The organism is Plantactinospora mayteni (assembly GCF_016862935.1).
Lineage (GTDB): Bacteria > Actinomycetota > Actinomycetes > Mycobacteriales > Micromonosporaceae > Plantactinospora > Plantactinospora mayteni.
In genome coordinates this window covers 152771-169938 of the sequence record NZ_BONX01000028.1, presented here as the reverse complement: position 1 = coordinate 169938, position 17168 = coordinate 152771, and the positions used below count along the sequence as shown (strand labels likewise).

The 17168-nt window shown below is 71.2% G+C and carries 15 protein-coding genes and 1 pseudogene; 11 read left to right on the top strand and 5 right to left on the bottom strand.

Translation table 11 applies throughout. The annotated features are described in order from the left end of the window. Window positions 1–170 precede the first annotated feature (170 nt). The 3 genes from Pma05_RS21340 to Pma05_RS21330 all read left to right on the top strand — a co-directional run bounded on the left by Pma05_RS21340 (window position 171) and on the right by Pma05_RS21330 (window position 2778). Window positions 171–860 (top strand): aggregation-promoting factor C-terminal-like domain-containing protein, encoded by a 690-nt coding sequence (locus Pma05_RS21340; RefSeq protein ID WP_203859203.1) that lies wholly within the window; start codon window positions 171–173, stop codon window positions 858–860. Window positions 861–1052: 192 nt separating this feature from the next. Then, a complete protein-coding gene (locus Pma05_RS21335) occupies window positions 1053–1697 on the top strand; it encodes a rhomboid family intramembrane serine protease (RefSeq protein WP_203859238.1) in 645 nt (214 codons plus the stop codon). Window positions 1698–1809: 112 nt separating this feature from the next. Next, the gene (locus Pma05_RS21330; RefSeq protein ID WP_203859202.1) at window positions 1810–2778 is read left to right on the top strand and encodes an NAD(P)/FAD-dependent oxidoreductase; all 969 of its coding nucleotides are present in this window, start codon (window positions 1810–1812) and stop codon (window positions 2776–2778) included. A 119-nt stretch (window positions 2779–2897) separates the two neighbouring features. On the opposite strand, the pseudogene Pma05_RS21325 reads toward Pma05_RS21330, so the two are convergent. After that, window positions 2898–3587 (bottom strand): annotated as a pseudogene (locus tag Pma05_RS21325) (TetR/AcrR family transcriptional regulator); the annotation flags it as partial. A gap of 213 nt (window positions 3588–3800) precedes the next feature. Here Pma05_RS21325 and Pma05_RS21320 point away from each other — a divergent pair. After that, a complete protein-coding gene (locus tag Pma05_RS21320; protein ID WP_203859200.1) occupies window positions 3801–4730 on the top strand; it encodes an NAD-dependent epimerase/dehydratase family protein in 930 nt (309 codons plus the stop codon). 23 nt (window positions 4731–4753) lie between these two features. Here Pma05_RS21320 and glpX read toward each other — a convergent pair whose 3' ends face one another. Next, window positions 4754–5785 (bottom strand): class II fructose-bisphosphatase, encoded by a 1032-nt coding sequence (gene glpX / locus Pma05_RS21315; RefSeq protein WP_203859199.1) that lies wholly within the window; start codon window positions 5783–5785, stop codon window positions 4754–4756. A 148-nt stretch (window positions 5786–5933) separates the two neighbouring features. Here glpX and Pma05_RS21310 point away from each other — a divergent pair, with 148 nt between their 5' ends. Next, on the top strand, window positions 5934–6659 hold the full coding sequence (locus tag Pma05_RS21310) for a DUF4245 domain-containing protein (protein WP_203859198.1): 726 nt from the start codon (window positions 5934–5936) through the stop codon (window positions 6657–6659). Window positions 6660–6740: 81 nt separating this feature from the next. Then, the gene (locus Pma05_RS21305; RefSeq protein WP_203859197.1) at window positions 6741–7559 is read left to right on the top strand and encodes a hypothetical protein; all 819 of its coding nucleotides are present in this window, start codon (window positions 6741–6743) and stop codon (window positions 7557–7559) included. Window positions 7560–7608: 49 nt separating this feature from the next. Here the strand turns inward: Pma05_RS21305 and Pma05_RS21300 are convergent, their stop codons facing one another. Together Pma05_RS21300 and xseA are read right to left on the bottom strand one after the other, a co-directional pair. After that, complete coding sequence (locus Pma05_RS21300) at window positions 7609–7845, bottom strand: exodeoxyribonuclease VII small subunit (protein WP_203859196.1); 237 nt, start codon at window positions 7843–7845, stop codon at window positions 7609–7611. Window positions 7846–7906: 61 nt separating this feature from the next. After that, the gene (gene xseA / locus Pma05_RS21295) at window positions 7907–9127 is read right to left on the bottom strand and encodes an exodeoxyribonuclease VII large subunit (protein ID WP_203859195.1); all 1221 of its coding nucleotides are present in this window, start codon (window positions 9125–9127) and stop codon (window positions 7907–7909) included. A 113-nt stretch (window positions 9128–9240) separates the two neighbouring features. On the opposite strand from xseA, the gene Pma05_RS21290 reads away from it, so the two are divergent. The 5 genes from Pma05_RS21290 to Pma05_RS21265 all read left to right on the top strand — a co-directional run bounded on the left by Pma05_RS21290 (window position 9241) and on the right by Pma05_RS21265 (window position 13524). Then, on the top strand, window positions 9241–10272 hold the full coding sequence (locus Pma05_RS21290) for a 4-hydroxy-3-methylbut-2-enyl diphosphate reductase (RefSeq protein WP_203859194.1): 1032 nt from the start codon (window positions 9241–9243) through the stop codon (window positions 10270–10272). Window positions 10273–10349: 77 nt separating this feature from the next. Next, the gene (locus Pma05_RS21285) at window positions 10350–10787 is read left to right on the top strand and encodes a hypothetical protein (protein WP_203859193.1); all 438 of its coding nucleotides are present in this window, start codon (window positions 10350–10352) and stop codon (window positions 10785–10787) included. 893 nt (window positions 10788–11680) lie between these two features. Further along, entirely contained in the window at window positions 11681–12475 is a 795-nt protein-coding gene (locus tag Pma05_RS21275; RefSeq protein ID WP_307836870.1) for a helix-turn-helix domain-containing protein, read from the top strand. Next, entirely contained in the window at window positions 12466–12660 is a 195-nt protein-coding gene (locus Pma05_RS21270) for a DUF397 domain-containing protein (RefSeq protein ID WP_203859191.1), read from the top strand. The genes Pma05_RS21275 and Pma05_RS21270 overlap by 10 nt, the downstream gene beginning before the upstream one ends. Before the next feature lie 51 nt (window positions 12661–12711). Beyond that, complete coding sequence (locus Pma05_RS21265; protein WP_203859190.1) at window positions 12712–13524, top strand: hypothetical protein; 813 nt, start codon at window positions 12712–12714, stop codon at window positions 13522–13524. A gap of 78 nt (window positions 13525–13602) precedes the next feature. Here Pma05_RS21265 and Pma05_RS21260 read toward each other — a convergent pair whose 3' ends face one another. After that, window positions 13603–16878, bottom strand: a complete 3276-nt coding sequence (locus Pma05_RS21260) for a S8 family serine peptidase (RefSeq protein ID WP_239312783.1) — start codon at window positions 16876–16878, stop codon at window positions 13603–13605. Window positions 16879–17168: the final 290 nt, after the last annotated feature.

Here is a 17168-nt window from a genome sequence, read left to right as displayed (position 1 = left end):
ACGTCCCAGGGGCATGGCTGGAGATCAGTTCTCCTTCCCGGGGCGGAGGCACCGGCGGACAGCGGTCGGTCGGGGTCGCGGCCCACCGGGTCGGGGCGCTCGCGGCGTGACCGGCGGGCCTACCCGCTCCGACCGCGCCGCGTCCCTGATCCCGACGAGAGGACCACTCTGTGAGTCGGCTGTGGAGCCGGTTCGGCGTCCGGGGAGTCGCCCTTGCCCTGCTCCTGGGGGGCGTCGGCGGCGGTTACTACCTCGGCGAGGACCGGGAAGCGCAGCAACACAGCATCGAGGCCGAGTCGGCGTTCGACGCGCAGCAGGCCGAGTGGGACCTGCTCCGCGAGCGACACGCGGCGCACATCCGGGCCACCGCCGAGCAGCGGGCCGCCGAGGCGGAGGCCGCCCGCAAGGCGGCCGAGGTCGCCAGGGCGGCGGCGGAGCGAGCCAAGAAGGCGGAGCAGGCCGCGAGCCGTAAGCGCGAACGCGAGAAGCAGGAGAAGGAGGAGGCGGAGCAGGCCACGAAGCCGTACACCGGGCCGATCCCCGCCTCGTGCAACGAATACAGCGGCAACCGCAAGATCGGCTGTGCCCTGCTGCTCGACGCGGGCTTCAAGATCGCCGAGATGCCCTGTCTCGACAAGCTCTGGACCAAGGAGAGCGGCTGGAACCACAAGGCCGAGAACACCTCGTCCGGGGCGTACGGCATCCCGCAGGCGCTGCCGGGCAACAAGATGGCCTCGGTCGCCAGCGACTGGAAGACCAGCCCGGCGACCCAGATCAAGTGGGGCCTGGGCTACGTCAAGGGCCGGTACGACACGCCCTGTGGCGCCTGGGGGTTCTTCCAGGACAAGGGCTTCTACTGAGAGTACGACCCGGAGAGTGGGGGCCCGGACCGCACGGTCCGAGCCCCCGTTCTTTCGGTCCGACGTCTCGGAGCGGTGAGATCCGGGCGACACGGCGCCGAGGTCCGGGGCGGTATTTCCCGTCCCGTCGACGGGCTGCGGTGGCGGTCGGCCCGGGAAGCTGATAGCAACGTGAGGGTGACGTTCGACCCGATGTCCCGCGGTAACGACCCCAACCGGTTCGGCACCGAAGCCTTCTACGCCGCGCTCGGCCGGGCCTTCGTCGCGATGTGCGCCGTGGTGCCGGTGCTCTTCGTGATCGAGGCGCTCGACGTCTGGCTGAACGCCGGATTCGACACCACCGCCGGGATCATGCCCCGGAGCATCGCCGGGCTGGACGGCATCTTCTTCGGGCCGTTCCTGCACCACGGCTTCGACCACCTCTACAGCAACAGCGTGCCGCTGATCCTGCTCGGCACCTTCGTGTTGGCCACCGGGGCGCGGCGGTTCCTCTACTCCACGCTCCTGATCATGTTCGTCAGCGGGCTCGGGGTGTGGATCACCGGGTCACCCCAGTCGATCGTGGTCGGGGCCAGCGGCGTGGTCTTCGGCTACCTCGGCCTGCTCTTCATGCGGGGGATCGTCGAGCGGAGCTGGTGGAACTTCGGCGTGGTGCTGCTGGTCGGGCTGCTCTACGGCTGGCAACTGCTCGGGGTGCTGCCGACCGACGAGCCGATCTCCTGGCAGGGCCACCTCTTCGGACTGCTCGGCGGGCTGGTGGCCGCGATCGTCTTCCGGCGGCGCCGGCCGCGCGACGACGACCCGTACCGGTCGGAGTCCACGTTGACCCTGCCCTGACCTCGCGTACACCCGCGGGTGGGACGGCTATTGCTTCGATGGCTGTTGTCCGCCTACGGTCGGATCAGCACAGCTGTTGATCAGTCCGTAGTCGGAGAGCGACGGTGAGCACATGCGTGAGGTCGATGTCGCGATAATCGGGGCCGGCCCCACCGGGCTCTTCGCCGCCTACTACGCCGGCTTCCGGGGACTGTCGGTCGCGGTCATCGACGTGCTACCCGAACCGGGCGGACAGGTCACCGCGATGTACCCGGAGAAGGTCATCTACGACGTCGCCGGGTTCCCGTCGATCAAGGGTCGCGACCTGGTCGCCAACCTGGTCACCCAGGCCGCCTCGTTCAACCCCGAATACCTGCTCGGGGTACGCGCGGAGAAGTTGTCATACCTGGACGGCAGGCCGGTGCTCAGTCTGGCCAACGGGGACATCCTGCGCTGCGGCGCGATCGTCGTCACCGCCGGGCTGGGCAGCTTCACGCCCCGTCCGCTGCCCGCCGCCGAGAACTTCGTCGGCAGCGGCATCGTCTTCTTCGTACCGCACCTGGCGGATCTCGCCGGGCAGGACGTGCTGATCGTCGGCGGCGGCGACTCGGCGTTCGACTGGGCGCTGGCGCTGCACCCCCTGGCCCGGTCGATCACCCTGGTGCACCGCCGGGAGAAGTTCCGGGCCCACGCCGCCACCGTCGACCGGGTACGCGAGCTGCCGGTACGCATCGTGGTCAACGCCGAGGTGACGACGCTGCACGGCGAGGGCGCGGTGACCGGGGCGGACATCGCGGTGAAGGGCGGCGGGACCGAGACGATCCCGGTCGACACCGTGGTCGCCGCGTTGGGCTTCACCGCCGACCTCGGCCCGCTGACCGAGTGGGGACTGGCGCTCGACAAGCGACACATCCTGGTCGACAGCACCATGGTGACCAACCTGCCCCGGGTCTTCTCCGCCGGCGACATCACCGAATATCCGGGCAAGGTCCGGCTGATCGCCACCGGCTTCGGCGAGGCCGCGACGGCGGTGAACAACGCGGCCGTGGTGATCAACCCGGCCGCCCACCTCTTCCCCGGTCACTCCTCCGACGCGGGCTGACCCGGCTCGTCGGGCTGACCCGGCCTGCCGGACTGACGCGGTTCATCGGACTGACCCGGCTCGTCGGACTGACCTCGATCGTGGCGTGGACCCGGCTCGGCGGGTCGACCCGGCTCGGCGGGCAGGCCGGCGAGGTCGGCCATCAGCCGCATCTGGTGGTCGAAGTACGCCTCGGAGTCCTCGACCACCCCCTGGGCGAGCCGGCCGAAGACCTCGAAGCTGACCAGGCCGAAGAGCTGGCTCCAGGCGGCCATGCAGCGGGCGAGCTGCTCCTCGGTGAGCGCGCCGGGGCGCTGCGCCAGCAGTCGGGCCAGGTCGACCCGGACCGGAGACGGCACCGGGGTGCCGTCGGGTGGGGCGAGCCGGCCGGCGGCGGCGCCCTCGATCATGATCGCGGCCAGCGCGAAGACCACCCGCTGGGCCGGTACGACGGTCTCGGACGGGGCGGCGTAGCCGGGCACCGGGCTGCCGTACAGCAGGGCGTACTCGGCGGGGTGGGCCAGGGACCAGGCCCGTACGGCGTGGGCCACCCCCAGCCAGCGCCCGCGCAGGTCGTCCCGGGCGGCTGCCGCGTCACCCGCCTCGGCCGCGTCGCCGAGCGCCTGGTACGCCTCGACGATCAGTACGGTGAGCAGCGCGTCCCGGCTCGGGAAGTACCGGTAGACGGCCGACGAGACCATGCCGAGGTCCCGGGCGACGGCCCGGAGCGAGAGGTTGCCGCCCTCGGTCGCGAGGTGTCGGCGGGCGACTGCCTTGATCTCCTCGATCATCTCGGCGCGGACCCGGGCCCGGATCGATGGTGCGGACATGCCGCCACCCTGCCACACCCCGGGAGTTCTCCGAGAGCGCCCGCTCCGCCAGGGAAGCGGCCGATGCCCGCCGGAGCGCCGATATTCAATGTGAGCGGTGGTCAGAAATCAGAGCGGCGCTCTTGACGCTGGCGCCTGCGGCGGAGCAAGGTGGTACCGGCAAACCGAGAGCGGTGCTCTCGGTTCGGAGAGTTGATCTGAAAGGGTGGGAGGATGGCACTCCAGGTGATCGTCGGAGCCGGTCCGGTCGGCCAGGGCGTGGCCCGGCTGCTCGCCGACCGGGGCGAGCGGGTTCGGCTGGTCAGCCGTCGGGGCACCGGGCCGGAGCATCCCGCGATCGAGCGGGTCGCCGCCGACGCGGCCGATCTCGATCGGCTGGCCGACCTGACGGAGGACGCGGCGGTGCTCTACAACTGCGCCAACCCGGCGTACCACCGCTGGGCCACCGACTGGCCGCCGATCGCCGCCGCGCTGCTGGCCGTGGCGGAGCACACCGGGGCGGTGCTGGCGACCACCGGCAACCTGTACGGCTACGGCCCGGTGGACGGGCCGATCACCGAGAGCGCGCCACTGCGCCCGAACGGTGTGAAGGGCGGGGTCCGGGCGCGGATGTGGCAGGACGCGTTGGCCGCGCACGAGGCGGGGCGGGCCCGGGTGACCGAGGTACGCGGCTCCGACTACCTCGGCGCGGGCACGCAGACCCTGTTCGCCCTGCTCGTGGTGCCGAAGGTGCTGGCGGGGAAGCGGGCGTACGTGCCGGCCGACCTGGACGCCCCGCACAGTTGGACGTACGTCGGCGACGTGGCCCGTACCCTGGTCGGCGCCGCTGCCGACGAGCGGGCCTGGGGGCAGCCCTGGCACGTACCCAGTCAGCCGCCGGTGTCGATCCGGGCGCTGGCGGCCCGACTCGCCGAACTGGCTGGTGCCTCGCCGCCCCGGCTGGCCTCGATGCCGCCCGCGCTGCTCTGGCTCGGCGGGCTCTTCGACCCGACGGCGCGGGAGCTGCGGGAGACGGCCTACCAGTTCCGCCTGCCGTTCGTGCTGGACTCCTCGGCGGCCACCGCGACGTTCGGCATCGAGCCGACCGGGCTGGACACGGCGCTGCGGGAGACCGCCGGGCTCGCCCCGGCCGCCTCCCGCTGATCCAGCGCCCGCCCGAACCCGGGCTACTCCTGCTCGGCCAGTGGTCGGCCGTCGAAGTCGACCGCCGAATAGAGCGCCAGCTTCTCCAGCCGGTGGTACGAGTCGATCACCCGGATGGTGCCGCTCTTGGAGCGCATCACGATCGACTGGGTGTACGCGCCACCGGCCCGGTAACGGACCCCGCGCAGCAGGTCGCCGGAGGTGATCCCGGTGGCCACGAAGAAGGCGTTGTCCCCGGTGACCAGGTCGTCGGTGCTGAGTACCCGATCCAGGTCGTGCCCGGCGGCGAGCGCCTTCTCCCGCTCGTCGTCGTCCCGGGGCCAGAGCTTGGCCTGCATCGCCCCGCCCATGCACTTCAACGCGCAGGCGGCGGTGATGCCCTCCGGGGTGCCGCCGATCCCCATCAGCACGTCGACGCCGGACTCGCCCCGGGCGGCGGCGATGGCCCCGGCGATGTCGCCGTCGGAGATGAACTGGATGCCGGCGCCGGCCCGGCGGATCTGCTGCACCAGCTCCGTGTGCCGGGGGCGGTCGAGTACGCAGACCGTCACGTCGGAGACGTCCGAGCCCTTGACCTTGGCGATCCGGCGCAGATTCTCCGCCACTCCGGCGTTGATGTCGACGGTGTCCGCGTAGACCGGGCCGACCGCCAGCTTCTCCATGTAGAAGACGGCGCTCGGGTCGAACATCGCGCCGCGCTCGGCCACCGCGAGCACGGCCAGGGCGTTCGGCATGCCCTTGCTCATCAGCGTGGTGCCGTCGATCGGGTCGACCGCCACGTCGACCTCCGGCCCGGTACCGTCGCCGACCTGCTCGCCGTTGAACAGCATCGGGGCGTTGTCCTTCTCGCCCTCACCGATCACCACGGTGCCGCGCATCGGGATCGAGTTGATCAGCTTGCGCATGGCGTCGACGGCCGCACCGTCGCCGCCCTCCTTGTCGCCCCGGCCGACCCACCGGCCGGCGGCCATCGCCGCCGCCTCGGTAACCCGGACGAGGTCGAGGGCCAGGTTGCGGTCCAGGTTCTGTGGCACCCGGGTACGGGTGTTGGTCATGTCGGCTCCTCCTCGCGGCACTGCGGGGTGGCCCGGCACAGCGCGGCGCGCCGCCGCCGGCCTTGTCAGGAATCCTGACACGCTGGTCAACTTAACGCCGGCTCGGGGGGCGGGTGGCCCGGATCCCGGTAACTGTCAAGATAGTGGGGTGAACCCCGCCCAGCCTGCCGACCGAATCCCGGACGACCAGCTCCCGGCCGGACCCGACGCGGCCCCGGCCCGGCCGGAGAGCGCCGCTCCCGAGAGCGCCGGTCCGCAGAGTCGCGGTTCGGAGAGTGCCGGTCCAGAGAGTGGCGGTCCCGGTTCGGAGAGTGCCGGTCCGCAGGGTGGCGGGTTGGGCGACGAGCGGGTCGTGCCGGCCGCGATCAGGTCGCAGCGGTCGACCAGGGACATCGTCATCTCGCTGCTGGTCCTGCTGGTGCCGATCGCCCTCCTGATCGGCTTCGGCCGGGTCTTCCTCGGCGCGGACCAGCCGGTGGTGATCGATCCGGCCCCGGCGTTCCAGGAGGCCCGGGGAGCCAACGCCTTCCCGGTCAGCGAGCCGACCGACCTGGCCGACGGCTGGCGCACCGTGAAGGCCGACTTCCGGCGGGAGGCCGGCGGGGCGACCCTGCGGATCGGTTATCTCGGCCCGGACGGTGGCGGGGTGCAGTTGTTGCAGAGCAGCCTGCCGGCCGACCAGTTGCTACCGGCCGAGCTGACCCGGGACGGGCAGCCGCAGGGCACGGTCGAGGTGGCCGGGCGTAGTTGGCAGCGCTACACCGCCCGCCCCGACGAGTCGGCCCTCGTCCTGCTGGAGCCCGGCCGGACGGTACTGGTGGTCGGGCAGGTACCCGAGCGTGACCTGGAGCGGATGGTCGCCGCCCTGCGGTAGTTGTCCGGTATAGGTACGCTTCGTGTCTGCGTATCACGGTGGGCACACGCCTACCGGGCAACCTTCTGGGGAGGATCGACAGTGACAATCCGACGGTGGGGCGTCGCCATGATCGCGGCGGCGGCCCTGTTCACGCCAGCTCTGACGGCCTGCGCGGGCACAGGCGCGGGTACGGGCACCGAGTCGGACGCATCCGGTGCCGAGGTCCCGGCGATCCCGACGGACGCCAAGGAGGCGCTGCTCGCGTCGACCAAGGAGATCGCCAAGGGTAACTTCAGGTTCAGCATGACGGGCAGCGATCTCGACGGTCAGGGCGTCGTGCACCTGCCGAGCAAGAGCGCCCAGATGAACATGAAGGCCGGCGGCGGCGAGTTCTCGATGGACATGGAGATCGTCTACATCGAGCCGGACAGCTGGGTGAAGATGACGATCACCGGGGCTGAGGGCGTACCGGGGCTGGAGAAGCTGAACTCCGGTAAATACCAGCACCTGGACCAGTCCAAGATCAAGGGTACCGGAGGGCTGGGCTTCGACTTCAAGGACGTGGACCCGGCCGGCAGCGAGGCGCTGACCAAGGCCATCGTCGACGTGCAGAAGACCGGCGAGGGGGCGTACACCGGCACCATCGACCTGACCAGGGCGACCGACGCCGGCATGGTCGACGAGGACGGGGTCAAGCTGCTCGGCGCCGAGGCGACCAAACTGCCGTTCGAGGCCAAGCTCGACGCGGAGGGTCGGCTCACCTCGCTGACCATCCAACTGCCGGCGGTCGGCGGCGGCAAGGCGCAGGAACTGACGGTCGGCTACTCCGACTACGGCGCGGCGAGCCCGGCCAAGGCGCCGCCGGCAGCCGAGGTCGTGGAGGCGTCTCCGGAGACGTACGAGCTGTTCAACAAGTGATGACCGGTGCCGGGTGGGACGACTTCGGTCGCTCCGCCCGGCGCATCGGTCAGCTCTGCGCGCTCTCCCGGGCCTGCCGGACGGTGTCGACCCGTTGCCGGGCGCCGTCCAGCCAGCCCTGGCAGATCTCGGCCAGCCGCTCGCCCCGCTCCCACAGCGCCAGCGACTCCTCCAGCGAGGTACCGCCGGCCTCCAGCCGTTCGACCACCGTGGCCAGCTCGGCCCGGGCCTGCTCGTAACTGAGTCCCTCGCCCGGCCCGCTCGCGCGTTCTTCCGCATCAGTCATGGTGGTCCCATCTCAGCACACCGTCGCCGGACGGTGATCCGCGCACACACCCGTACGGCGACTACGGCTCGACGACCGCGCTCAACTCGCCCTCGGCGAGGCGTACCCGCAGCGGGTCACCGGCGGCGACCTCGCCCGGTGCGCGGACGACGTGACCGTCGGCGCGCTGCACGATGGCGTACCCCCGGTGCAGGGTGGCGGCCGGGGAGAGCGCTCGGAGCCGGGCCACGGTGTGCCGGAGTTCTCCGGTCGCCGTGCCGAGTCGGTGTTCCACGCAGCGGACGGCCCGGTCCCGCAGTGCGGTCACGTCGGCGGCCCGCTGGTCGAGCAGTACCTCCGGGCGGGCGAGCGAGGGGCGGGACCGCCAGGCGTCGAGGCGGTGCGCCTCCCGGTCGACCAGTCCGGTCATCGCCCGGTCGAGCCGGTCCCGGGCCATCCGGATCAGCCGGGTCTCCTCGCCGAGATCCGGCACGATCCGCTTGGCGGCGTCGGTCGGCGTCGAGGCGCGCAGGTCGGCGACGTAGTCGACCAGCGGCGCGTCGGTCTCGTGGCCGATCGCGCTGACCACCGGCGTACGGCAGCCGAAGACCGCCCGGCAGAGCGCCTCGTCGGAGAAGGGGAGCAGATCCTCGACGCCGCCACCGCCCCGGGCCAGCACGATCACTTCGATGCCCGGGTCGGCGTCGAGCACCTTGAGCGCGTCGATGATCTGCGGTACGGCGGTCGGGCCCTGCACCGCCACGTTGACCGTCCGGAACTGCACCGCCGGCCAGCGGCGTTGGGCGTTCGTCAGTACGTCCCGTTCGGCCGCCGAGGCCCGACCGGTGATCAGGCCGATCCGGCCGGGCAGGAAGGGCGGCCGGCGCTTGCGGGACCGGTCGAAGAGCCCCTCGGCGGCGAGCAGCTTCTTCAGCTTCTCCAGCCGGGCCAGCAGTTCGCCGAGCCCGACCTGCCGGATCTCGTCGGCCCGCAGGCTGAGCGTGCCCCGGGCGGCGTAGAACTCGGGCTTGGCGTGCAGCAGCACCCTGGCCCCCTCGGCCAACTCCGGCGCTCCGGCGTCGAGTACGTCCCGGTTGGTGGTGACGGTGAGGCTGAGGTCGGCCGACGGGTCGCGCAGGGTGAGGAAGACCGTCGCCGCACCGGGCCGCCGGCTGAGCTGCGCCACCTGGCCGTCCACCCAGACCCAGCCCAGCTTGCCGATCCAGGCGCTCAGCTTCTGGCTGACCACCCGGACCGGCCACGGCTCGTCGGGGGTACTGCGCGGGATGCCGGCCTCGGTCATCCGGTCAGCCTACGACCGCCCTCTGCCATCGACGCGCCCGCGCCGCGCCGGGCTGCCCGCTGGCGGGAGAGCGGCCGACGGGCGGGATCACGGGCGGAACGTAGACTGGGCGGGTGACCGAGGCTCAGGCGACACCCCAGACCGGCAAGCGTGTCCTGTTGGCCAAGCCCCGTGGCTACTGTGCCGGCGTCGACCGTGCCGTGCAGACCGTGGAGGAGGCCCTCAAGCTCTATGGGGCGCCGATCTACGTGCGCAAGCAGATCGTGCACAACAAGCACGTCGTCTCCACGCTGGAACGGCAGGGCGCCATCTTCGTGGAGGAGAACGAGGAGGTGCCGGAGGGCTCGACCGTGATCTTCTCGGCGCACGGCGTGGCGCCGGAGGTCTACGAGCAGGCCAAGAGCCGCTCGCTGAAGGCGATCGACGCCACCTGCCCGCTGGTCACGAAGGTGCACCACGAGGCCCGGCGGTTCGCGGCGGACGATTACGACATTCTGCTCATCGGTCACGAGGGGCACGAAGAGGTGATCGGCACCTCAGGTGAGGCACCCGCACACATCCAGCTCGTGGACGGTCCGGACGACGCCGACAAGGTGACCGTACGGGATCCGGCGAAGGTGGTCTGGCTCTCCCAGACGACCCTGTCGGTGGACGAGACGATGGAGACCGTCGCGCGGCTCAAGCGCCGGCTGCCGCTGCTCCAGTCGCCGCCCAGCGACGACATCTGCTACGCCACCCAAAACAGGCAGCACGTGGTGAAGGAGATCGCCGCCGACTGCGACGTGGTGATCGTGGTCGGCTCCCGCAACTCGTCCAACTCGGTGCGGCTGGTCGAGGTGGCGGTGGACGCGGGCGCCCGGGCCGGCTACCTGGTCGACTACGCCTCGGAGATCTCCGACGACTGGCTGACCGGGGCAACCACGGTCGGCCTGACCTCCGGGGCGAGCGTCCCGGACGACCTGGTCATGGAGGTGCTGGACCATCTCGCCGCGCGCGGCTTCGCCGACGTGACCGAGGTGACCACCGCCGACGAGCGGCTGACCTTCTCGCTGCCGCAGGACCTCAGGCGCGACATGAAGGCCGCGGCGGCCAAGGCGGCGGCCCAGCAGACCGACGCACTCGCGGCGAGCGCCGCGAACGGCTGACCGGGGTACGCGTGGTGCCCGGCGCCGACCAGAACAGGACGCGGAACGGGCGGCCCGGCGTACGCGTCGGACCGGTCATGACGACGCGGTGGATGATCGGCGCGGTGCTGGCCGCCGGGCTGGCCCTCGGTGCCTGTGCGGACTCCGGCTCGACGCCGCCGAACAGCTCGGGAGGAAGCCCGGTGACCCAGCCCGCCTCGCCAGACCCGACCGCTTCCGGTCCGTCCGCCCCCGGCCCGACGACCCCCGGCAACCCGACGGGTGATCCGGTTCCTCCGACCAAGCCGCCGGGCGGCGGCCCGGCACCGAGCGGCACGACCACGCTGAGTGGGACGGTCCGGGCCGGTGTCGAGCCGAACTGCCTGCTGCTGGACGGCTATCTGCTGGTCGGCGGCCCCCGGGACGTGATCACCGCCGGAGCCCGGGTGACAGTCGTCGGCCAGGTACGCGCCGACCTGATGACCACCTGCCAGCAGGGCACCCCGTTCCAGGTGCAGAGCGCCACCCGGGGCTGACCGCCGAGCCGTTCCCAGCGGCGGCCTGCCCCGGACCGTCAGCGGCGGCGGGGTACCCAGTAGAGGATCTGGCCCGCCAGCAACGCGGGGTGGACGTCGGGCAGCTCTCGCAGCGCGCGGGCGAGCTGGGCACCGAGGTACACCATCAGACCGACCCGATCGTTCCGGTACGCGGTCACGAGCGCCAGCCGCGCGTGCTGGCACGGCCAGGGCACCCCACAGGCGCGACAGCGGTACGACGGGTGTGCCGGGACGTGCCGGCGCCAACGCTCATACGGCCCGATCACCCCTACCCCCGACCGACCCGCTCGCCGTGCCGGGCGCGGTACTCCCCGGCCCGGGTCAGGCTGCCCGCCCGACCGTTGGACAGCCGGGGGTGCGACCCGACCCGGGCGTCCCAGGCGGGCCGGCGGTTGCGCGTCCGATCCCGGGTTGGCGGGGACGTGTCGGCCGTGGATGTCTCCGTGTGCACCGGCACGGCCGCCTTCGCGCGGACTGCCGCCCGATATTCCGCATTGGACAGTGGCGGCGGAGGCGGCGGCTGATAGGGCATCGGGACGAGTTCGACCGAGTCCGGGCAGCACCAGCGCCACCCACATCGGCAGTACCGCCAGAGCCGGCGCCAGTCCCGGCGGTGGTACGGCTTTGTTCTGCGACCGAATCTCATGGTGCCTCCCGTCGGCGGAATGTGGACGGGGGCGGCACCTGGCTCCGACCTGGCACCGCCCCCGTAGGCGCCACCGCCCGGCATCGGAGGGCTCTTGCACGGGGGACCGGGCGATGTTGCCTGAATTCCACCTTGGACTTCGACCGGTAATGAGCGGAAGATAACCACTCAGCAGCAAAGATGACGGACCCGATGGCATGCCGGGAAGGGCGGGGAAGGGCGGAGAATGGTGAATCACTATGGCGGAATCGGAAGAATGCTCAAGTTCGCTCGTTCCAGGTCTGGAATGACGCAAGACCAACTTGCCGAACGGCTTAACGTGTCGACCTCGCTCATTGCCAAGTTCGAGACCAATCGGCTGATCCCGAAGCACGACACGGCGCGAAATCTCGACGCGGTGTTCGACTCCGGGGACATGTTCCAGGAGTCGGCTGCCGAGGCGCGGGCGTTCTCCGGCGAGCTGGTCTTCATGAGGCCATGGCTGGAATACGAGCAGCGAGCCACCATGATCCGGACCTTCCAGCCGACGGTGGTTCCCGGGCTGCTCCAGACCGAGGCGTACGCGCGGGCGCTTCTCCGCGACGCCGGCACGCGCGTGCCGGACCTGGACGGCGTGTTGGCGAGCCGGATCGCCCGGGCCGAGGTGCTGCGCCGAGACGATCAGCCGTGCCGGCTGTTCGCCGTGGTGGACGAGACGGTGTTGCGCCGGCCCGTGGGAGGGCCGAAGGTCATGGCCGAGCAACTGCACGCGATCGTGCAGGCGTGCGCCCTGCCGAACGTCAGCGTCACCGTGGTGCCGGCGTCAGCGGGCGCGCATCCCGGTCTCAACGGGCCACTGGCGCTCGCCACGGTCGACGGTCGCAACGTCGGCTTCCTGGACGATCCGCTGGGCGGTCAGGTGGTCGAGGACCCGGACCGGGTCGCCGCGCTCGAAGAGGTCTGGGAGGCAATCCGCGAGTACGCTCTACCCGCACGACCATCCCTCGAATTGATCATGGAAGCAGCGGAGTCATGGAGTTGATCGACGCGCCGCGCTGGCGGAAGTCCTCCCGCAGCAACGGGCAGGGCGGTGACTGCGTAGAGGTGGCCGACAATCTTCCCGGCCGGGTGCTGGTGCGGGACAGCAAGGATCGGCAGGGGCCGGCACTCACCTTCGGGCCGGCGGCCTGGTGCGCCTTCGTCGGCGGGGTGTCCCGGCGCCCGTAGCCCCGCCCAGAGTCGCGAGCCGGTTCGGCCACTGCCGGTAGATTGACGCCGGTGAGGGCTTTGTTGCGCCAGGAGTTGGTGGGGCTGGTCCGCTGCCGAACGCTGTGGCCCGTGCCGGCCCTGGTCGTGTTCGCCGGCCTGGTGATGCTGTCGTTCAACGCCGACGCCTACATGTTCTATGTCTACTACGACCCACAGACGGTGGACGAACAGCTCGACGCGTACCACTTCGACGTGACGGCGCTGCACACCTCCGGCCTCGAATGGGCGCAACTGGCCGCGCTGGCGGTCGGGGCGTTCCTGGTGCTCCGCGACGGGCGGCTGACCGGCCGACCGGCCCCGTCCGTCCCGCCGACCGGTCCCGGCCAGCTCCTGTTGGCGAAGGCGGGCGCGGCAGCGCTCTGCGGGGTGCTCCTCGTCGCCGTCGACCTCGCCGTGGTGCTGCCGCTGGCCGCCGAACAGGCCGCCGAGCACTGGGTCCGGCAGGATCTGGGCTCGGCCGGGATCGTCGTACCCGAGCGGACGTTGACCGACGGGTCGGTCTGGCCGGTGGCGCTCCGCGCGGCGGTCGGTGCCCCGCTGTTCGCGGTGATCGGGATCGGCCTGGCCGCGCTGTTCGGCCGCTGGTGGGCGGTCACGGTGACCGTGCTCGTCCCGGCCTGCGGGGCGCTGTACGTGACCGCCGACCCGTTCTTCGGCGCGCTGACCGCCCCGAACCGGCTGGCCCTGGCCGCGACCCTGGCGCCGAGCCTGGGCGCGGCCGTTCTTGCTCTCCTGCTCGGCTACGGCGCGACGCGGTGGCGACTGGCCCGGGCAGCCGCCGGCCGGCAAGCCCGTCCGAGCCTGGACGGCTCCCCCCGCTGACCCCGGCGGAGTCCGTCACGACGAAACGGGGTCCGTCCCTGGCTGGGACGGACCCCGTTCGTCGGTGGAGCGTACGGGTCAGCGCACCTCGTCGACCTGCACCAGGGCGTTGCCGATCACGGCACCGTCCACGGTGACGACCTGCATCTGGCCGGAGAGCTGCCGGCCGGCGGCCGGAACCGTCAGCGCGGTCACCGATCCGGTGATGCTGGTCTTGCCCTTGTGGGCCAGCGACTCGTAGTTCGCCGGGGTGGACAGGGTGCCGAGGGCGGGCGAGAAGAACACATCCCGGTAGTCGAGCTGGGTGGTGCCGGCCGGTACCGAGTATCCCTCGATCTCGATCTCGTAGGTCCCCGCCGCCGGGTTGGCGATCGAGACCGACTCCTCCGAGTCACCGTCGGCGTTGAACGCCACCCGTACGCCGTCCTTGTAGACGTACAGGTCGAGGTCGGCACCGGCGTCGCTGGTGTTGCCGATCGCCACGTCGAGCCGGCTGGCCCCGGCCGGGACCACCACCTCGTAGCTCAGTACCTCATGGTGCCCGATGCTCGGCCGGGTCTCCAGGATGCTGCCGAGCGGGCCGCCCTTACCGGTGACCACGACCGGACCGAACTCGTTGGTCAGGTCCCAGGTGACCGGGGTCGCCTCCCCGGCCGGCACGCTGAGCAGCTCGGTCACGTCCGGGGTGACCTCGATGCCCTGCACCCGGGCCTGGAGCTGGTACGGGTTGCCCAGCAGCGGCGACGTACGCCGGGACTCGACCTCGATCTCCCAGACGCCCGGGATCGGGTTGTCGTACGAGCGCTCCTCCGGCTTGCAGACGGCGGCGTCGGAGAAGTTGGTGAAGCAGGCCGTACTGGCGGTCGGGTCCACCGGGATGCCCCACGGGTTGATCGCGACGAACCGGGTCTGCGAGCCGGGGGCGATGCCGGTCAGGTTGACCTGCAACGATCCGGCACCCTCCGGCACGGTGACGAAGTACGTCTTGAAGAGGTTGCGGTCGACGTTGCCGCCGGCCGAGAAGGAGAAGTCCTTCTTCTTCGGTACCTCGGCGACGGTCACCGCGTTCATGAACTCGAAGTCCACCGCCGGGGTAGCCGGGTCGTCGATCTCGACGATCGCGCTGTGTACCCCGACGCCCGCCTTCGCCTCGACGCTGAACGTCACCGTCTTGCCCAGCGGCAGGTCCAGGTGCTTCGGCGCCTTGCGGAACACCTTGCCGGTGTCGCCGACCAGGCGCAGGTCGTGCCGGACGGTCCCCTTCGGTCCGCTGTTCCGGGTCACCTTCACCTTGTAGGTCTTCGCCACGTTCGGCTTCTGCCCGCCGTCGCCGATGGCGCACCGGTTGTAGATGCCGGTGCCCCGGTACGGCGTGGCCAGCATGTCCGCCAGCGGGGTGCAGACCGGGGCGTCGACCGTGTAGCCCCGGGTCTCCAGCGCGGCACCGGCCAGCAACTGCCAGGCTCCCGGTACGTTGAGCTGGCCGTTGCCCTGGCCGTGCGCCGGTACCCCGTCGATCCAGGACGCCGACGAGTAGATCGCCCGGCGCAGTGCGGCGGTGGTGACCAGCTTGCGGTTCGCCTTGGCGGCCGAGAGCAGCAGCGCGATGCCGCCGGTCACCTGCGGGGCGGACATCGACGTACCGTTGATCATTTGGTAGCCCGGCGGTAGCGGGTAGCCGGCCTCGGCGACCGGGTTGCCCGGCAGCCAGAGCGGGGTGGTGGAGATCGCCGACCCCGGCGCGGTGATGTTCGGCTTGAACCCGCCGTCCTCGCGCGGTCCGCGCGAGGAGAAGTAGAGGAGCTGGTACGGCGTGCGGGTCTGCGAGCCGTAGTTGGCCAGGTAGCTCTCCTGGCTGATTCCGGCGGCGACGCTGACGATGTCGCTGACCGTGGAGGGGTCACCGATGGTGTTGATGCCGGGGCCGGAGTTGCCGGCCGAGAAGACGAGCTGCACACCGAGTTCGTTGACGATCCGGTTGTAGAGTTCGGCGCGCAGGTCACTGCCGTCGTTCAGCGCCCCGAGGCCGCCGATCGAGATGTTGACCACGTCCACGTCCCGGTTGACCACCAGCTCGACCATGCCGTCGGTGAGCGCGGCGAAGGTGCAGCCGCCGCCCCAGGTGCAGGCCCGCGCGGAGACCAGCTTCGCGCCGGGTGCGCCACCGTCCAGGTTGGCGTTGCCGAACATGTCGTTCGCGGCGGTGATGCCGGCGACGTGCGAGCCGTGCGCGTCCTCGACGATGCCGATGTTGACGAAGTCGTACGCCCCTGGCAGTCCGGCCGGGGTGGTGTCGACGTCCTCGCGGAACTCGACCACGAACGGGGTCTGGTCGCGTACCGGGGTCTCCGGCTTGTCGGTGCCGAAGTGGCCCACGTCGTAGCGCTCGGCGTACGGGCGCAGCACCGGGTCGTCGGTGAAGTCCCGGTTTCCGTTGACGTCGACCCGGATGTCGTTGGTCGCCGGGTCGTAGAGGATGCCGAACAGGTCGGTCGTGTCGCCGTCCCGGTTGATGTCACCGGCCGGCGCGCTTCCTGCGGTGATCGACTCGGCGAACCGGTTGATCCGGTACGTCCCGGCCGGCGCGGTCCAGGAGGCACCCGCGTAGCTGAACGTCGGGCCGGTCACCTGGTCACGCATGATCCGCCAGGTCGCGTCCCCGTCGAAGATGGGATCGGTGGCGGTGAACCAGTCGACGATCTTGCGCTCGCCGGTCGAGGTGGTCTGCAACGCCGGGTGGTCCAGGTCGATCCCGGTGTCCATGATGCCGATCGTGACGCCCCGGCCGTCCCAGGTCGGATGCGCGGTCTTGAAGTCCACCGCCCCGATCTCGTGGGTCGGCATGTACGGGTTAGCGGCCGGCGTGTCGGCCCCAGGACCGGCCACCGCCGCCTTGGTCCGGGCCTGCGCCTGGGCCGGCGTGGGCGTCGGCTCGGGGTCCGGCAGCTCGACCTTGTCGTCGAGGTCGACCGCCGCAATGCCGGGCAGCGCCGCGGCGGCCGGCACGGCCGAGGTGGGTACGCTGGCGCGGACGTAACCGACCTCGTCGGCCCGCTTGGCGATGATGCCGCCGAGCTTGCGCAGCCCGGCGACGACGGTGCCCGACTGGCCCTTGTCGGCCGCGATGAGCAGCGTCACCCGGGGTTCCTTGCGGGACTTCGCCTCGGCGAGCAGTTCCAGGTCGCGCGGGCCCAGGGTGTCGGTGGGACCGGTCTTCTTCAGGGTTTCCGGGGCGGCGGTCGGATCGGCGCTCGCCGGGGTGGCACCGGTGGCCAGGGTCAGGCCGCTCAGGGCCACCACCGAGGCGAGTACCCCGGCCGAGGTCCGTCGGCGCCACGTGCGGGATCTACTCACGTTCATGTCCTCCGAGAGAACGGGCCCTGGAAACAGGGCACACGTGACCGGAATCCTCGGCTGCGGTACGCGTGCCTGTCACTATCGCCCTGCGCGTTGTGACCACCCCGTGATCTGTGTGGACCGATCGGCGTGGCGGTGGCGCGGATCGGTGTCGATGACCGGCTGAACGCCGATTCCGATTCGGACGATCAGGGCTGGGTCGGCCGGGGGATCTCAAGGTGCCGCGCCGACGGCGGATCGACCAGCGGATCGACCAATGGATCGACCAGCGGATCGACCAATGGATC

What these genes read in the sequence shown, in the direction of transcription:
- Pma05_RS21275 (WP_307836870.1), top strand. Translation starts at nt 11,681, where the DNA reads ATGGTGAATCACTATGGCGGAATCGGAAGAATGCTCAAGTTCGCTCGT.
- Pma05_RS21330 (WP_203859202.1), top strand. Translation starts at nt 1,810, where the DNA reads ATGCGTGAGGTCGATGTCGCGATAATCGGGGCCGGCCCCACCGGGCTC.
- xseA (WP_203859195.1), bottom strand. Translation starts at nt 9,127, where the DNA reads ATGACCGAGGCCGGCATCCCGCGCAGTACCCCCGACGAGCCGTGGCCG.
- Pma05_RS21320 (WP_203859200.1), top strand. Translation starts at nt 3,801, where the DNA reads ATGGCACTCCAGGTGATCGTCGGAGCCGGTCCGGTCGGCCAGGGCGTG.
- Pma05_RS21270 (WP_203859191.1), top strand. Translation starts at nt 12,466, where the DNA reads ATGGAGTTGATCGACGCGCCGCGCTGGCGGAAGTCCTCCCGCAGCAAC.
- Pma05_RS21300 (WP_203859196.1), bottom strand. Translation starts at nt 7,845, where the DNA reads ATGACTGATGCGGAAGAACGCGCGAGCGGGCCGGGCGAGGGACTCAGT.
- Pma05_RS21335 (WP_203859238.1), top strand. Translation starts at nt 1,053, where the DNA reads ATGTCCCGCGGTAACGACCCCAACCGGTTCGGCACCGAAGCCTTCTAC.
- Pma05_RS21285 (WP_203859193.1), top strand. Translation starts at nt 10,350, where the DNA reads ATGACGACGCGGTGGATGATCGGCGCGGTGCTGGCCGCCGGGCTGGCC.
- glpX (WP_203859199.1), bottom strand. Translation starts at nt 5,785, where the DNA reads ATGACCAACACCCGTACCCGGGTGCCACAGAACCTGGACCGCAACCTG.